Annotated in this window: 12 protein-coding genes and 1 pseudogene; 4 read left to right on the top strand and 9 right to left on the bottom strand. The window is 55.5% G+C overall.

All coding sequences use genetic code 11. The features are described from left to right. Positions 1–1,284: a sugar ABC transporter permease gene (locus JUE67_RS01340; RefSeq protein WP_203636932.1), complete on the bottom strand. Its 1,284-nt coding sequence runs from the start codon at positions 1,282–1,284 to the stop codon at positions 1–3. A 61-nt stretch (positions 1,285–1,345) separates the two neighbouring features. Beyond that, positions 1,346–2,619 (bottom strand): annotated as a pseudogene (locus JUE67_RS01335) (extracellular solute-binding protein). A gap of 206 nt (positions 2,620–2,825) precedes the next feature. On the opposite strand from JUE67_RS01335, the gene JUE67_RS01330 reads away from it, so the two are divergent. Continuing rightward, entirely contained in the window at positions 2,826–3,845 is a 1,020-nt protein-coding gene (locus tag JUE67_RS01330) for a LacI family DNA-binding transcriptional regulator (protein WP_225877863.1), read from the top strand. A gap of 60 nt (positions 3,846–3,905) precedes the next feature. Here the strand turns inward: JUE67_RS01330 and JUE67_RS01325 are convergent, their stop codons facing one another. Both JUE67_RS01325 and JUE67_RS01320 read right to left on the bottom strand, forming a co-directional pair. After that, on the bottom strand, positions 3,906–4,730 hold the full coding sequence (locus JUE67_RS01325; RefSeq protein ID WP_203625989.1) for a PTS glucose transporter subunit IIA: 825 nt from the start codon (positions 4,728–4,730) through the stop codon (positions 3,906–3,908). A gap of 206 nt (positions 4,731–4,936) precedes the next feature. Beyond that, positions 4,937–5,857 (bottom strand): glucose PTS transporter subunit IIA, encoded by a 921-nt coding sequence (locus JUE67_RS01320; protein ID WP_203625987.1) that lies wholly within the window; start codon positions 5,855–5,857, stop codon positions 4,937–4,939. A 250-nt stretch (positions 5,858–6,107) separates the two neighbouring features. On the opposite strand from JUE67_RS01320, the gene uvrC reads away from it, so the two are divergent. Then, on the top strand, positions 6,108–7,889 hold the full coding sequence (uvrC, locus tag JUE67_RS01315) for an excinuclease ABC subunit UvrC (protein WP_203625985.1): 1,782 nt from the start codon (positions 6,108–6,110) through the stop codon (positions 7,887–7,889). Positions 7,890–8,356: 467 nt separating this feature from the next. Here uvrC and JUE67_RS01310 read toward each other — a convergent pair whose 3' ends face one another. Together JUE67_RS01310 and JUE67_RS01305 are read right to left on the bottom strand one after the other, a co-directional pair. Further along, on the bottom strand, positions 8,357–8,677 hold the full coding sequence (locus tag JUE67_RS01310) for a DMT family transporter (protein ID WP_203625983.1): 321 nt from the start codon (positions 8,675–8,677) through the stop codon (positions 8,357–8,359). A 190-nt stretch (positions 8,678–8,867) separates the two neighbouring features. Continuing rightward, a complete protein-coding gene (locus JUE67_RS01305) occupies positions 8,868–9,404 on the bottom strand; it encodes a GNAT family N-acetyltransferase (RefSeq protein WP_203625981.1) in 537 nt (178 codons plus the stop codon). A gap of 293 nt (positions 9,405–9,697) precedes the next feature. On the opposite strand from JUE67_RS01305, the gene JUE67_RS01300 reads away from it, so the two are divergent. Then, on the top strand, positions 9,698–11,173 hold the full coding sequence (locus tag JUE67_RS01300) for an MFS transporter (RefSeq protein ID WP_203625979.1): 1,476 nt from the start codon (positions 9,698–9,700) through the stop codon (positions 11,171–11,173). A gap of 77 nt (positions 11,174–11,250) precedes the next feature. On the opposite strand, the gene JUE67_RS01295 is transcribed toward JUE67_RS01300, so the two are convergent. The 3 genes from JUE67_RS01295 to JUE67_RS01285 are packed head-to-tail and all read right to left on the bottom strand — an operon-like array spanning position 11,251 to position 14,892. Further along, entirely contained in the window at positions 11,251–13,221 is a 1,971-nt protein-coding gene (locus tag JUE67_RS01295; protein ID WP_203625977.1) for a PTS fructose transporter subunit IIABC, read from the bottom strand. A gap of 7 nt (positions 13,222–13,228) precedes the next feature. After that, positions 13,229–14,146 (bottom strand): 1-phosphofructokinase, encoded by a 918-nt coding sequence (gene pfkB / locus JUE67_RS01290; RefSeq protein WP_203625975.1) that lies wholly within the window; start codon positions 14,144–14,146, stop codon positions 13,229–13,231. Beyond that, entirely contained in the window at positions 14,143–14,892 is a 750-nt protein-coding gene (locus JUE67_RS01285) for a DeoR/GlpR family DNA-binding transcription regulator (RefSeq protein ID WP_203625973.1), read from the bottom strand. The genes pfkB and JUE67_RS01285 overlap by 4 nt, the downstream gene beginning before the upstream one ends. A gap of 215 nt (positions 14,893–15,107) precedes the next feature. On the opposite strand from JUE67_RS01285, the gene JUE67_RS01280 reads away from it, so the two are divergent. Beyond that, positions 15,108–16,205 (top strand): DUF871 domain-containing protein, encoded by a 1,098-nt coding sequence (locus tag JUE67_RS01280; RefSeq protein WP_203625971.1) that lies wholly within the window; start codon positions 15,108–15,110, stop codon positions 16,203–16,205. Positions 16,206–16,227: the final 22 nt, after the last annotated feature.

Below are 16,227 nucleotides of genomic sequence, written 5' to 3'. Positions count from 1 at the left end.
TCAGTCCTCCTTAAATGAATGCGAGCGGCGGAATTGCCATAGGGCGATCGCAATCACGAACACCGATAGTAAAATCGTGAGTGCCGCCGCCAAAGCGTATTGATTAGATTTGAGCGTCAACTTATAGATCCAGGACACTAAGATATCGGTCCCCCCAGCGGTTGAGTTTGGCATTGCAGGACCACCGCCATTGAACAGGTAAATGATGTTGAAGTTGTTAAAGTTGAACGTGTACTGGGTAATGATGATCGGCGTCATCTGCATAAGGATAAAGGGCAGGGTGATACTACGGAATTTTTGCCACGCACTCGCGCCATCCATCAAGGCGGCCTCATACAGGTCTTCTGGAATCGACTGCAAAACGCCAGTCGTCACAACGAAGATGTATGGAAAGCCCAGCCAGCCTTGAATTGTCAGTAGAGCAATCTTTGTCCAGTTTGCTTCGGTCAGCCACGGAATGGCCTTAATGCCAAAGAAACTTAAGATCGAGGTGTTGATCGCCCCAAAACTGTCATTGAACATCGCCGCGAACACAAGAATCGTGACAAACCCTGGGACTGCCCAAGGGAGGACTAAGATGATTCGCCAAAATTTCTTGAAACGTAGATCCTTTTGATGAACCAGAACGGCGAAGAAGATGCCGAGAACGATTGAAAGTGTTGAGGCTACCAGTGTCCAGATCACAGTCCAACCAAGGACACTGAAGAAGGTGCTTCGCCAAATATCGACGGTGAAGATATCCGCGAAGGTCTTGAAGCCAACCCAATCCGCAAGATGGGCTGGGGCCATGTGGTAAAGGTTGTAGTTCGTGAAGGCCAGCGCGAAGCTGAAGAGAATGGGGAAAATCACGCTGAAAATCAGAAGAAATACACCCGGTGAGACCATCAAGTAGGGGTAGTCTCGGTGAATCATATTGCTGAAACTCGCCTTGAATGAAGGGACTGTCAGCCCCATATCCCGTTGTTCACCATTTTTGTAAGCGTCTCGGATGTTCAGATAGTAGAAAAGGATACCGATCGCCAATACCAGGACGGCGATCAGGCCCTCTGCCAGCAGGAAGACCGAGTTATCGCGCGGAACTTCTGTGCCTAGGGTGATCAGGCCCCAGAAGCCCATATTGAACAAGCCAGAAAAGCCGTAAAAATACAATACCGTCACGATCAGGAAAAAGAGTCCTTTGATGACTTGACGATTATACAATTGACCGACGCCCGGAATGATTGAGAGCAGTGCGGCGGTCTTTGCGTGTTTTCGCTGGCCTTTGATCGAAACCTTTTGTTCCATGTTCTTCGCCTCGCTTTGAGTAATGAAAAAGCCGGGCCAAAACCGCCCGGCCAAGTGTTGATTATTTGTTCGAGTTTGCCTTGATCGCGCTCTTGATCGTCTTAACGGCGCTGTCCAACGCTGCCTTTGGTGCTTGTTTGCCAGTGGCGATCACAGACATGGCATTGTTGGCTGGATCCCATACTTGATTCATCGCGGAGATTGTTGGGGTCAACTCTGCATATTGAGACTGCTTGGCAACGGCCTCAGCCCCAATATTTGCCTTGACTGCATCACTTTCGGCCAACGACTTGAGGGCTGGCACTTCCTGGGTCTCTTTGAACGCCGTTTCGGCATTGTCTTCTGTGGACAGGAATTTGATCAACTTTTCAGCCAAGTCGCCATTCTTAGAATAGGAAGAGACGTTCCAGCTCTTAACGCCGATATAGGAGCTCATGTGTTTGCCATTCGGTAAAGTAGGAAGTTCCGCTACCCCGTAATCGATGCCGGCTTTCTTATAAGGATCCATGTTCCAAGGACCGGAGATAACTGCGGCCGCTTTGCCTTCTGTGAAAAGCGAGTCCAAGGTGTTGATACCGTTGTCACCTAAGATACCCTTTGGAAAGACGCCTGCGTCATACCACTTCTTCACATAGGTGGCCGCTTTGACGGCGCCAGCATTGTTCAGCCCAATATCGTCGGCATTATAGTTGCCATTGCTGTCTTGGCCAAAGATATAACCGCCATATGAACTGAGAATCCCACCGGCGTAGTACAACTGGTCCCATGCGCCAATAGACCATATTTGCCAGCTGCGACCTGCTTCTTGGAGAAGGCGAGCCATTCGTCAGCTGTCTTTGGCACATCACTGTCGCTCAGTAATTTCTTGTTGTAGTAGATGAATGTTGTTTCGACGGCTCGTGGGAGGCCATAGACTTTTCCGTCCACGATCTGTGACTGCATGGCTGAGTCCGTATATTTGCTTTGGTCACTCTCGGACACGGTCAGCTCCTTGAGCAATCCTTCAGTCGTTGCAGAGCCGATTTGGTCTGAAGGAATGGTGATGACGTCTGGACCGGTGCCGGCTGGGCCATCCAGCCGCAGGTCTTCTAGCTGATTTGCGTAAGCTTTTTCGACGATCTTGATCTTGACGTTATTGTCCTTTTCAAACGTCTTGACGGCCGCCTTGATACCGTTTGACTTGTCTTTGTCTGCGTCTGCCCACACTGTCAAAGTTTTTGCTTTGCCACTATCGGAATCCGCGGACGATGATGAAGAGGAACTGCTGGCTGGACCACATGCAGCAAGGAGCACGCCTAATGCCCCAATCGCCGCGAATACAACGGACTTTCTCATTACAATTGACCACCTTTCAAAGTGTCTCCCTAAAATTGTAACCGCTTTCTACGAAATTGAGTGTACCACCTTGTTTACTAATGTGTAAATGATTTTCTAAAATAATTTACCAAAAGTCTCTTCGTGGACTGTGGAACTCATGTGACATCTCCTAAATAATGGAAACTAAACGCTGGTAAAACATTTACTGGTATGATAAATTGTTGGTGAACGATGGAGGAACGCAAATGGTAACAATCAAGAAAATTGCCGAGACGGCTGGGTTTTCGCCGGCGACTGTCTCACGACTGCTTAATAACGATCCGTCGCTGTCGATCACTGACGAAACAAAAGAGCGCATTTTGCAGGTAGCGGAGGACTTAGGTTATACCGGACACAAGATCGAACCGCCGCGCCGCGATATCGGATTGTTTTATTGGCTCTCGCCGGAGGAAGAACTGCAGGATACCTATTTTGAGACGATGCGCCGCCTTGTTGTTGAAAGTGCGGAAAAGCAGCGGATGAATCTGCACCTGTTTGAACAAGGCACAGCTATTTCCGACATTCAACAGCCGCTGGAGGGTTTTATTGCGATTGGGAATTTTAAGGCTGCTGAGCTTGACGCATTGGATGCACTGAGTCCTTACGGGGTCTTTTTGGACACAAATCCTGATCCCAACCGTTTTCACGCAGTTCTGCCGAATCTTTCACAGATCACTCGAAGCGCGATCGATGCCTTCGTTGAGAAAGGTTTCTCTCGAATCGGCTTCATTGGCGGTAAATGGATCGATGCGGATGATGGCAGTGAGGAAGATGACATCCGCGAGGTGATCTTCAAACAATATATGAAGCAAAAGGGACTCTACCATTCAGAGTTTGTCTTCAGCGCTGGCAACGTCTCTGTTCACACGGGCCAAGTGTTGGCACAGCAGGTTGTTGACCGTTTCAAAGGCGGGCCACTTCCGGAAGGGTTTTATATTGGTTCGGATGCGATTGCGGTGGGGGCACTTCAAGTGTTTACGAATGCTGGCATTGTGGTGCCTCGAGATACCTCGTTGATCTCAGTCAACAACATCGAGTTAGCGAAGTATTTGTCGCCACCACTATCGTCATTCAATATCAGCCTGCATGACGAGACACGAATGGCGATCAATATTTTGTCGGATGCGATGAGTTCGCAACGCCAGATGCCCAAGTATGTCTGTCATGTCGGCGGTGATCTTGTGATCCGTCAAAGCTTTTCATGAGCGCAAACAAATAGCCACGCATTCGAAAAAGGAATGCGTGGCTATTTTCGTGGTGCAAGTTTATTTTGCATCGAGTGATGCCCCAGCGTCCCCGTGCCGATGGGTGCCGCTGGTGAGTAATGGCTCGAAGGACTTCACTTGATCGGCCTCTGTCACCGCAACCACAATATCGGTCGCCCGGGCACTGCCGCGGACGCTCACCAGATCCATGGTCGCAAGCAGCGTGTCTGGATCGACGGCATCCCCGACTTGGACGACGACATTGAACGGCCGGCCGCCCAGTGCAGCCGTGTCCAAGCCCATGTGTACTAGGACATCGATCCCGGTCGTCATTTTGATCGTGAGGGCCTCGCGCTTGTTGGCGATGCTGGTCACGGTGCCGACGACAGGGGAGAAGACTTTGTTTGAGGCCGGGCGAACGGCAAATCCAGCGAGGGTCTTAAAGGAATCCGCGGCCAGCTCGGAAAGGGGCGTTACCGGGCCGTCCGCAGGGAGATAGAGATAGTCGAAGGAACGCGCAGTGTTTGACGCCTCAGCGACTGGGGTGACGGGTGCGGCTGGTTCCGGGGCCGCCTGATGATGGCCAAAGCCCAATTTCTGCAGAAAGCCACCGAAACCCCCGGTCGGTTTTTCAGGCTGCGTTAAGGCGGTGTCAAACGCGGTCGCAAACTCCGCGACGTCTTCGCCAATCACGACCTGAAACTGGTTGCCCGCGGAGAATAGGGACTGCACCGCCGGAATCGCGTTGATGCCGGGCCGGCTCGCCTGCAGGTCATCCTTAATGGTAAAGCTCATCCGGGTGGCAAAATGTGTCTGTGACACGAGGTTGCTCGGCCCGCCGAGTTCTTTCAACAGATCGGCGGCATCCGCATCATACTTGCCCATCAAAATTCCTCCTCGCATGAATTGACCACAACTAAATTAATAACAATAATGTAAACTCTTTTGTGGCCAAATGCAAGCATGTTTGCGGATACAAGAACGGTGCGGGTGGCGAGGTGGGGTATCTGAACCACCATAAATAGCCGGGTACTTTGCGAGGAGCGGGGCTGTGGGGTCGCGATTATATAATAGAAGAAATTTTTTTATCCTCACGCGGACCAGACGTTTCGAAGCGGATGCGCCGAGGGTGGGTGCGCGCGGACGCCGGCAATTCTTTCGCCATGCTGATGCAGGCCGCTCGTTATTTGGCGATAGCCGCCGCGCCGGTCAGGGTCGATCAAGATCACCACGATATCCGTCGCCCGCCCGCTATTTTTCACCTGCGATAGGTCCATTTCCGCGAGCAGGCGCGTGGGGGTGACACTGTCGCCGACCTCGACCGCGATCGAAAACGGGGTGCCGGCGAGCTCAACGGTGTCCAGCCCCATGTGCACCATCACTTCGAGGCCGTTGCTCATGCGCAGGCGCAGCGCGTGCTTGCTCGAAAATACCGACAGGACGGTGCCGATCAGCGGGGCGAAAACATGGCCGCTGACGGGATGCACGGCAAAGCCTTGGCCCACGGTCTCCGCTGAAAAGACCTGGTCGGCCACCTCGCTCAGTGGCACGACTGCGCCATCTGCCGGCGTGTAAAGATAGTCGAGGTCGGTCGCCGCAGACGTTGAAGCAGCGGGCACAGATGAAGTGGGGCGGCGTTTTTGCGCTTGCGGTGATCTTGCGCCGAGCCACCAGGTCTTGACGCGATGGAGAAACCAAAATAGCCCGCCGCGAGCACGCGGCAATAGAGGCACCCGCGCGCTGGATGCCTTGGCGTTGCCTAGAATTCCGGATACGGCCACCAGATTCTGATAGAAGTCCGTGCACCCATTTTTTATCAGCAGCTGAAATTGCCCGGCATCTGTGATCAAGCCGCGCACGGCAGCGTTTTGTTCGATCGCCTGTTTATCCGCGAGCGCCTCATTTTTCAACACAAAGCGAAGCCGCGTGGCGCAGCGTGTGACTGATGCAATGTTGTCGCGGCCGCCAAGTGCCTGAAGCAGCTGTTTGGCGGCAGTCGAAGATGTCCCCATGGTCGTGTTCCCCCTTGATCAAAACTGGGCCACCAAAATCGCGCCTATAATCTAACCCCAACTTCTCGAATCTGGCAACTTTTCGGCGATTTATCAGTTTATCGATATTTGTTCGCCTGCGAGTAATATTTCGCGGCGCCTTCCAGCGGCCCACCGCGATGGTTTGCACCAAGCCGGATGCTTGCAGAAGGGGCATTGCTTGGTTACAATGAGTTGTGAACAATTGTTCGCTGCAGAAAGGGGCATTGCAATGGCATCCGAGCATATCGAACACAAACTGGCGCTGCTGCCTGATGCGCCGGGCAGCTACCAAATGAAGGATATTAATGGCAAGATCATTTATGTCGGCAAGGCCAAGAATCTGAAAAATCGGGTCCGCTCGTATTTCAAGAGCAGTCACGATGGCAAGACCGCCAAACTGGTCTCGCAGATCGCCGATTTCGATTACATCGTGACCTCCAGTGATAAGGAAGCCTTTTTGCTGGAGATCACGCTGATTCAAAAGTGGCAGCCGTATTACAACATCCGGCTGAAAAAGGGGACCGGCTACCCGTATATCAAGATCACGAATGAACGCGACCCAAAGATGTTGATCACCGGTGATGTCAAAAAAGATGGCGCGTATTATTTTGGTCCATATCCCAACATCTATGCGGCCGAAGAGACGATGCACTTTTTGCAAAAGGTGTACCCGCTGCGGCGCTGCAATGGGTTCCAGGGCCGGCCGTGCCTGTATTACCACATGGGCCAGTGCCTTGGCGCGTGCTGGCGCACGGTGCCTGAAGAAGAGTACGCCAAACAGATCCGCAAGATTCGCAGTTTTTTGGACGGCAACACGGCGAAAGTGAAGTCAATGCTGACGCGGCAGATGAATGAGGCCGCGCATTTGCTGCAATTTGAGCGGGCCGCTGAGATTCGCGATCAGTTGCATTACATCGAAGTGACCGTCGAGAAACAGAAAATCATTTCAAATGATAAGACGCAACGCGATATTTTTAATTTTTACATGGACAAAGGCTGGCTGAGCATCCAAGTGTTTTTCATTCGCCAGGCGCGGTTGATGAAACGCGAGTCGCGGCTGTTTCCGGTGGCAAGCTCGACCGAGGACGAATTCGAGTCGTTCATTCTGCAATTCTATGATCGCAAAAACAATGTGAAGCCCAAGGAAGTGCTGGTCCCAGAAGGCATGAACAATGCGGTGCTGGAACAGGTGCTGGGCATTCCTGTGCGCACCCCGCAGCGCGGCGAAAAACGGGCCTTGATGGAACTCGCCGCGAAAAATGCGCGCATCAAACTTGAGGAAAAATTCCGTCTGTTGGAACTCGATAATCGCACCACGGTCGGCGCGCAAAACGAGATCTTTGAGGCGCTCGGGCTGCCAGACGGGCATGTGATCGAGGCGTTTGACCACAGTCATATCCAAGGGGCGGACCCCGTTTCGGCGATGGTGCAATTTGTCGATGGTCAGCCGGAAAAGAGCAACTATCGCAAGTACAAGTTGGCGCAGGATGACGGCGACCACAGCGCCAACGAAGACGCGAACACGCGGGAAGTCATTCGCCGCCGGTACACGCGGCTGCTCAAGGAACACGCGCCGTTGCCGGATCTGATCTTGATGGATGGCGGCGACATCGAAATGAACGCGGTCAAAGATGTGCTTGAAAACGAGCTGAACCTGTTCATTCCAGTGGCGGGGATGGTGAAAAACGACAAGCACCGAACCGCGGGGCTGCTGTATGGGGACCATGACGAACCGATCGCCCTAGATCCGCAGTCGCAGGGCTTTTACTTACTGACGCGCATTCAAGATGAGGTGCATCGTTTTGCCATCACGTTCCACCGGCAGCTGCGCAATAAGAATTCCCTGGCAAGTCGGCTGGAGACCATTCAAGGCGTGGGACCGAAAACGCGGACGAAGCTGCTGCGGCAGTTCAAAACGGTCAATCACATCAAGGAAGCCAGCGTCGAGGACCTGCAGGCGCTGGGCATCAGCAAGCAAGTCGCGCAGGCGATCAAGGTCTCGCTGCAGTAACTTATTTGCGACTATCAATAGAATACGCGGCGGCTCAGAAAATTGACTGAGCCGCCGCGTATTTTTGCGTAAAAATTTGAAAGCGCCTACTTGACAAAAATAAATAGTCGGATCTATACTTCACTTACTAAAAGTTTAGAAGCTCGCACTTGGCGGCAGGCATGTCGTTGATCTGCCAGGCAAAAGCGACGAACGGCCGGCTCCTTTGCGGCTCGCAACCATTGATGGTGTTCAGATCAGACATTAGGGAGCATGGGCTGCCTCCTACCATCAATGCACGCGTGACGGGAAGTCCGGAGTTTTAAGCCAGCGGCCGGGGTACATACCGCGCGATGGCAATTGAATAAGATGAGACGGGTTTCTTTCCTGTACCCAAGGGGAAGGGGAGAACCGCGGCCCACCGGCACCAAACAGGCTGGCGAAAAATTAGAACCTCGGCGGCCTGTTTGCTGTACTTATTTTCCTCATCAGGCATGACTCGTCAGTTTCAGGCCCACGATGCCGATCAACAACAATGCCACAAAGAACCACGTGGCGGGTGTCAGCCGGTCGCCGAACCATACGACCCCGATGAGCACCGCTCCGACTGCGCCGATGCCCGTCCAGATCGGGTACGCCAGCGACAGCGGCAGCGCGCGTGTCGCATGGGCGAGCAGTAGAAAACTCGCGATCATCCCGACCACCGTGAGCACCGAGAACCGCAACACCGAAAAGCCCTGACTGAGCTTGAGCATCGTTGCCCAGAAACATTCAAACAACCCCGCTAGAATCAATGTGAACCAAGCCATTTTAAATTCCTCCTCTTACCATCGCCGGAAACGCCGCCAATCAGCGACGGGCGCGTGTGTTTTTCGCAAAAAAATAGCACCAGCACCTTCCCATTTAGCCTAAGGGAAGGCGCTGGTGCTGACTATCCGGCGATAGTTTATCTGTGATGCTGTTATCTTATCATGGAAGCGCCGTCAGGACAAGCCTGTTTTAATCGTCGCTTTCCGGCGTGACGGGGACCGGCGGAATGTCGAGTGGCGCGTCTTGTGGCAACACTTTTGACAGGAGGACCTCATCGTGAAGCGGAATGTCGTCCATGCCGACCAGCGGAATCTCGGGTTTGCGCTGGCGCGCCATGTCCAGGGATCCACGCAAGATCTTGGCCATGCGATACCCTTGGCGCTGGAAAAAGCCGAGCGCCTGCATGTTATCATTCATGATCGAGACCATCATCTTCGTTTCGCCGAGTCCGCGGGCCATGTCTTCTGCGAGGGCCAGGAGCTCTTTGCCGATGCCGCGGCCATTGCGGACCGAGTTGAGCGAGACGACAGCCATCGCGTTGCCGTGCACGGCGTAGGTGAGGAGCCCGACCACTTGTCCGTCTTCCAGCGCGACCAACCCGTTGAGGTCGTCGAAATGATAGTCGCCTGCCGAGATGATCAGGCTGTCGGACCCCCAGTGCTCAATAAAGTATGCCTTTGCTTCCGCTTCATGGGCGCCCATTGCGTCGTATTCGATCTCTGCCATTTCAGATCCCTTTCCTTAATAAAGTCATAACGATAGTATACCCGTCTGGCCGTGAAGAAAACAGTCAGAAGTCTCGCGTGTCATCGCGAATTCGCCGGCTGGTGAAAATCCGGTAGCGGCGCCCAATCAAATGGCAGCCAGACCGCCGCACGTCGCGTTGCGCGCTGCCGGCTGAAACCGCCTCACGCGACGCTGCTAGGCGCTGGCAAACCCGCGTCATCTCGGCCTGCAAGCCAAATCGCAACGATTTTGCCAAGCGGCTCGTATAATCAAACGTATAAGGGGGGATTCCGATGGATGTACGCACGGATCGACGCTGGTGGGCGATGACGGCGCTGGGCTTTTTCGCTTTCATGACGAATCTGGACAGTTCGGTGGTGAACATCGCGGTGCCGGTGATGGCCAAGAGCCTGAACGTAACGGCCAGCCAAATGGTGTGGGCGACCTCGATCTATTTGATCGTGGTGAGTGCCCTGCTCTTGCTCTTTGGGAAAATGGGGGATCTGATCGGGAAACCGCGTATTTTTAAATGGGGGACGGCGGTCTTCATCCTCGGCTCGGTGATGGCTGGCATCAACTTGGGGTTCTATTTCCTGCTGGCGGCGCGCGTGGTCCAGGCGACCGGCGCGGCAATGACTCTGGCGAATACGTATGGCATCGTGACCGCCAGCTTTGAGGCCAAGGAACGCGGGCGGGCGATGGGCTTTGTCGGTACGTTTGTCGCGCTGGGCGCGGTGGCAGGCCCCAGTGTCGGCGGGTTGGTGTTGGCGGTGGCGAGCTGGCCGGTGATCTTCTGGCTCAATGTCCCGTTTGGCCTGATTGCGCTGGCACTTGCAGTGTGGGCGATGGGCAACGGGTCGGCGGTCGGCGCGGCCTCGGCCCGAACCCTCGATTGGCTCGGAATTTTGACTCAGGCCATCGCGATCGCCGCGGGATTTTGGGGCCTCAATTTGAGTCAATCGCGCGGGTTTTCGTCGCCGATCGTGTTGACCCTCCTGTTAGTGGCAGGCGCCGCCCTGATTCTTTTTCTGCTCACGGAGCATGTCCATCCGGGGCCGCTATTGCCACTGACGATCTTCAAAAACCGGCTCTTTTCGCTCGGGGTGCTGGCGGTGTTTTTCGTGTTCATGGTGCAGTTTTTCACCACCGTGCTGATGCCGTTTTACCTGGAGGATGCCCGGGGACTTGGGCCAGGCGGGGCTGGGGCGCTCTTGACGCTGTATCCGCTCATGATGACGCTGGCGGCACCGCTTGGCGGCTGGCTTGCGGACCGGTTCAACGCGGCGGGGGTGGCGCTGATCGGGGCTGCGCTGATCGCCGCCGGCAGCGCCGGGTACCTGCTGGTTGATGCGACGTCGCCATTATGGCGGTTTGGTGCGGTCGTGATCGTGTTGGGCCTCGGCAGCGGAATTTTCCAATCCCCGATCGGCGACTTAGTGATGTCGGTCGTGCCGAAAAATGAGTTGGGCATCGCCGGCAGTTTCAACGCGCTGGCGCGGAACTTAGGCATGGTGGCAGGCACCAGCGTTGCGTCGACGATTTTGTTTGCGCGCATGTCTGCGGTGGCGGGGCGGCGCATCGTGACGTTTCCGACCGCGCAACCTGGGTGGTTCATCGCCGGCATGCACACCGCGATGCTGGTCGCGGCTGCATTGGCCCTGATCGCCGTGGTGGTGTTGGCGAAAAGTGTGCCGATGTGGCGGGCACGCGGGGCAGTGCCAGGCGGCGACTCGACTGCCGACTCGGTGCATCAGCCCAAAAATTCCTAACCAAAGCAAAGAGGCAGGATGTCTCGTCGCGCTATGTGCGCATGACGAAGCATCCTGCCTCTTTTTTTCGCTCAGAGCTAAGCTTCTTTTGCCACTGGCCGCCAAATGCCAAGAATCAAGCCGGCGATTACGGCGCCGATCACAAGCGCGCCGATGAAGCCCAGTGGGTTGTTCGTCAAAAGCAAGGTGACGATCCCGCCATGCGGAGCCGGAACGTTGACGTGCCAGAGTTGCGTCAGGCCGCCTGCGATGGCAGAGCCGATGACGGAACTGCCGATAATGTGCAGCGGATCCGTTGCGGCGAATGGAATCGCGCCTTCAGTGATGAAGGTCAAGCCCAGTACATAGTTGGAAAGACCTGCGCTGCGTTCCTGATCGGTGAATTTTGCCGGGAAGAAGGTGGAGGCCAAGGCGATGGCCAGTGGCGGAATCATGCCGCCGATCATGACCGCAGCCATCCAGCGGCCATCCCCAAGCGTGGTGCCGGTTGAGGAGGACTGGAAAACGCCGATGGCAAAGGTATACGCCGCCTTGTTGAAGGGGCCGCCCATGTCGATGCTCATCATCGCCGCTAAGATCACGCCGAGAATGACAGCGTTGCCGGTGCCCATGCTTTCAAGCCAGGAGATCAGCGCGCCGTTGATGGCCGCGAAGATCGGGTTGACGATGAAGTACATAATGGTGCCGATCAAAAACAGGCCAAGGACTGGGTAGAAAAGAATTGTTTTGAGACCATCGAGGGACTTTGGCGTGTTTGCGAGCAGTTTTTTCAGCCCGATGATCAACCAACCAGCGGTAAAGCCAGCGACCAGGCCCCCAAGGAACCCGGCTGCGTTTTGCCCGTGCAGAATCGAAGCGGTGGCTTGGGTGGCCATCATCCCGCCGACGAACCCAGGCATCAATGCCGGTCGGTCGCCGATCGAGACCGCGATGTAAGCCGCCAGCACTGGGACCAACAGGTTGAAGGCGTAATTGCCGACGCTGTTGGTGAAGGTGAAGGCCAGCGATTTGGCGCCGAGCCAGTTTTCGAAGATGAAGGACACGGCCATGATGATGCCGCCGCCGACAACAAATGGCAACATGTTGGACACGCCATTCATCAGATCCTGGTAAATGCGGTTCCAAACGGATTTCTTGGTGCCATCATCGGTTGGCGCGCTGGTGCCGTCACCGGCTGCCTGATAGATCGCGCCTTTTTCGTCGAGGGTCTCTTGAATGAGTTCCTGCGGCTTCTTGATGCCATCGATCACAGGGCGGTTGATCAGATGCTTGCCCGCGAATCGATCCATGTCCACTTTTTTATCGGCCGCGATGATGACCCCGACCGCGTTTTGGATGTCGGTCTGGCTCAAATGATGCTTGACGCCTTCTGAGCCATTGGTCTCGACCTTGATCGCGACGCCCATTTTCTCGGCTGTTTCTTTGAGCGCGGCTTCGGCCATGTAAGTATGTGCGATGCCGGTCGGGCAGGCGGTGACCGCGACGATGTAAGGCTTGGCGTCGGTGGTTGCGGTCGGCTGAACGAGGGTGCCACTGGTGGTTGCCTGGGCAGCGGCTTCTTCCGCTTGTTCTTTGGCTTCCTTGGCGTCTTTGGCGGCCTGGGCTGCGCCGAACAGTTGCTGGACGTCATCCGGCGTCTTGGCCTGTTTCAGCTGGGCAATCAGCGCTGGGTCGATCAGCAGAGACGACAGAGCGGAAAGCGCCTGCAGATGCACGTTGTTGGCGCCTTCTGGAGCGGCGATCATGAAAAACAGGTAGACCGGCTGGCCATCCAGCGAGTTGAAGTCGATGCCGGCGTCACTTTTTGCAAAAAGGACCGTGGCACGTGTGACGGCCTTGTCCTTGGCGTGCGGCATCGCGATGCCATCGCCGATACCGGTGGTAAATTCGGCTTCACGCTTCAAAATATCGCTGCGGTACAGGGCCTTGTCGTTGATCACGCCGACTTCGGCGTAGCGGTCGACCATTTCGTCGATCGCGGCTTCCTTTGTCGTCGCCTTGAGGTCCATGATCATCGCATCTTTTAATAGTAAGTCTCGAATGTCCATTTTCCTTTTACACTTCCTTCACAGTCACTGTTGCTAAAACGTCATCGATTTTTTCCCGGGTGGCCAGGTCCTGGCTGTACGCCGTGGCCGAGCCGCAAGCCAGCGCAGTCTTGAACGCCTCAAGTGGGGTCGCGCCAGCTGTGAGGCGGCCGGTGAAGCCTGCCAGCATCGAGTCGCCGGCGCCCACCGAGTTGATCACTTGCTGGGGCTTGGTGTTGCCGTGGTACGCGCGGTCCGCCTCGATGAGCAGCGCGCCTTTGCCGGCCATGGAGACCAACACATGCTGCGCGCCGAGGGTCAGGAGCTTGCGGCCGGCCTGCACCGTGGCCTCGATGCTCGGGTAAGGGGCATCGTTGAAGAGCGCGGCCAGCTCGTGATGATTTGGCTTGACCACCAGTGGATGATCGGCCAAGGTATCCAGCAGCGCCTGGCCGGTCGTGTCGATCACGAATTCGGCGTGCGCGGTGTGAATGGCGGGAATCAGGTCGCGGTAAAAACTGGCTGGCAGATCAGGCGGCAGACTGCCTGCCATCACCACGACATCCCCTGGCTGCAGGCGCTCGGTCAAGGCGGTGATGAAGGTGTGCTGCTCGTCGTCTGTAATGCGCGGGCCAGGGGCGTTGAGCTCCGTTTCACTTTCCGCCCGCAATTTCACATTGATGCGGGTATCGGCCGCGATCGGGGTAAAATCGCAGGGCAGGTCATCGGCCTTCAGCGCATTTTTGATAAAGTCGCCGGTGAAGCCACCGAGAAACCCCAGCGCGACTGTGGGCACGGCCAGCGCCTGTAAGATTCGTGAGACATTGATGCCCTTGCCACCGGGGAGCTTGGTGGTCTCGGTCAACCGGTTCACGCGGCCCAGAAATAGCTGGTCGCTGGTGACCACATAGTCGATCGAGGGGTTAAGTGTGATCGAGTAGATCAATTTGAGACCTCCTGAATGTTTTTGAATTCTTGATACGATGCGGCAAGCGTCTGTAGCGGCGTCGTCAAGATCGTAACGCGAGTGAGCTTGGCGATCTTGGCAAAGCTTACTTGGCCGAACTTGGTGGGATCGGCGAGCACATAGGCCGAACGTGCTTGCTCGAGTGCCGTCTGTTTGACGTGCGCCTCCTCTTCGTCCGGGGTGGTGATGCCGTATTTCGGGTGAATGCCATTGGCGCCGATGAACGCGAAGTCAAAATGCATCGACTCCAGGGCGATCACGGTCGCCGCGCCCACCGCGGCTTTGGTAGCGGACTTGATGCGCCCGCCCAGCATGATCGCGGTGATGTGATAATCCGCCAGCGCGCTGGCATTGTCGACGCCGGTGGTGACCACCGTGACGTCTTTGCCGGCCAGGAGCGGAATCAGCTGCGCGGTCGTGGTGCCTGCATCGAGAAAAACGGTGCTGTGGGCGGTGACCAGGCCGGCCGCCGCCTTGGCGATCGCCTGTTTTTCCGCCAGGGCCTGGGTGGCTTTTTCCTGCACGCTTGGCTCTGGGGCGCTGGCCGCCACGCGCTCGGCGCCGCCATGGACACGGCGGAGCTGACCCGCGGCTTCGAGCTCGGCCAGGTCGCGGCGAATCGTGGATTCGCTGGCGCCCAGTGCCTGAATGAGGTCCTGAGATTTGACGATCGGCTGGCGTTGCAGCAGATCGAGAATATAGCGCTGTCTTTCTTCTGTAAGCATTTTCTTCACCTCGCAATTGTCATTATACGCAGGGTTCGTTCAAATGCAATCTATTTCGTTCAAAAACATTCAAATATTTGGCGATGGCGTTCAAAACCGGTCAGACGCCGCCGCAAAATGTGACACCAGGACGCGTTTTTAATGAAAAAAGAGGGAAGCACTTTCATTGGTCTGGTCCAATGTGGTACCCTAGACGATGAAAGGGGAGACATCACATGGGAAAACTCGGCGTATCTGTTTATCCAGAACGTTCTACTTATGACAAAGACGCAGCGTACCTTGAACTCGCTGCAAAATACGGCTTCAAGCGCGTCTTCACCTCGCTGCTTGAGATCAAAGGCAACAAAGACGAGGTCGTGGCTGGCTTCAAAAAAGTGATCGATAAGGCCAACGAACTTGGCATGGAGGTCATGGTCGACATCAACCCGGCGCTGTTTGAGCAGCTCGGCGTCACCTATGACAACCTGAAGTTCTTCAAGGACCTCGGGGCATGGGGCGTGCGCCTCGACCTTGGGTTTACCGGGGCGGAAGAGGCCAAGATGACCCGTAATCCATACGGGATCAAGATCGAAGTCAACATGTCTCAAGGGACGCATTATATCGACAACATCATGGCGTTTTCGCCAAACCGCGAGAACCTGCTGGGGTCCCATAACTTCTACCCGCATCAGTTCTCCGGCTTGGGCCAGGCATTTTTCGAACAGGCGACGGCGCTGTTCACGCAGTACAACTTGAACACCGCGGCGTTCATCAATTCGCACAACGCCACCTTTGGCCCGTGGCCGACGCAAGATGGGCTGTGCTCGCTTGAGAGCCATCGCGACTTGCCGATCGCCACGCAGGTCAAGCATTATGTCTTGATGGACACCATCAATGACCTGATCATCGGCAATGCCTATGCCAGCGAGGCGGAATTGAAGGCGGCCCGTGATGCGTTTGTTGCGGACTATCCCGTTGTTCGGGTGGTGCCGGCTGCCGACATCACGCCGCTTGAGCATGAAGTGCTGTTTGACAACGATCACAACTATCGCGGCGACCGCAGCGAATACATTCTGCGCAGCACCCAGACGCGTGTGAAGTATGCCGATCGCGATTTTCCGGCGCACAACACTGTCGACATCCAGCGCGGCGATGTGCTGATCGACAATGTCGGCTTCGGCCAGTACAAGGGCGAAACTCAGATCGCGCTGAAGGCCATGCCAAATAGCGGCCGCGTCAATGTCGTGGGCAAAATTCATCCGGAAGAGCTGTTCCTGCTGGACTACCTCAAGCCATGGAGCGGGTTCCGCTTGGCAGATGCGTCGAAGGACTAACTTTCTTCCGCTGATCGGGCAC

The sequence above is a fragment of the Lacticaseibacillus mingshuiensis genome, from assembly GCF_016861785.1.
Lineage (GTDB): Bacteria > Bacillota > Bacilli > Lactobacillales > Lactobacillaceae > Lacticaseibacillus > Lacticaseibacillus mingshuiensis.
Note: the sequence above shows the minus strand (reverse complement) of the source record. Positions and strands in the feature narration are given on the sequence as shown.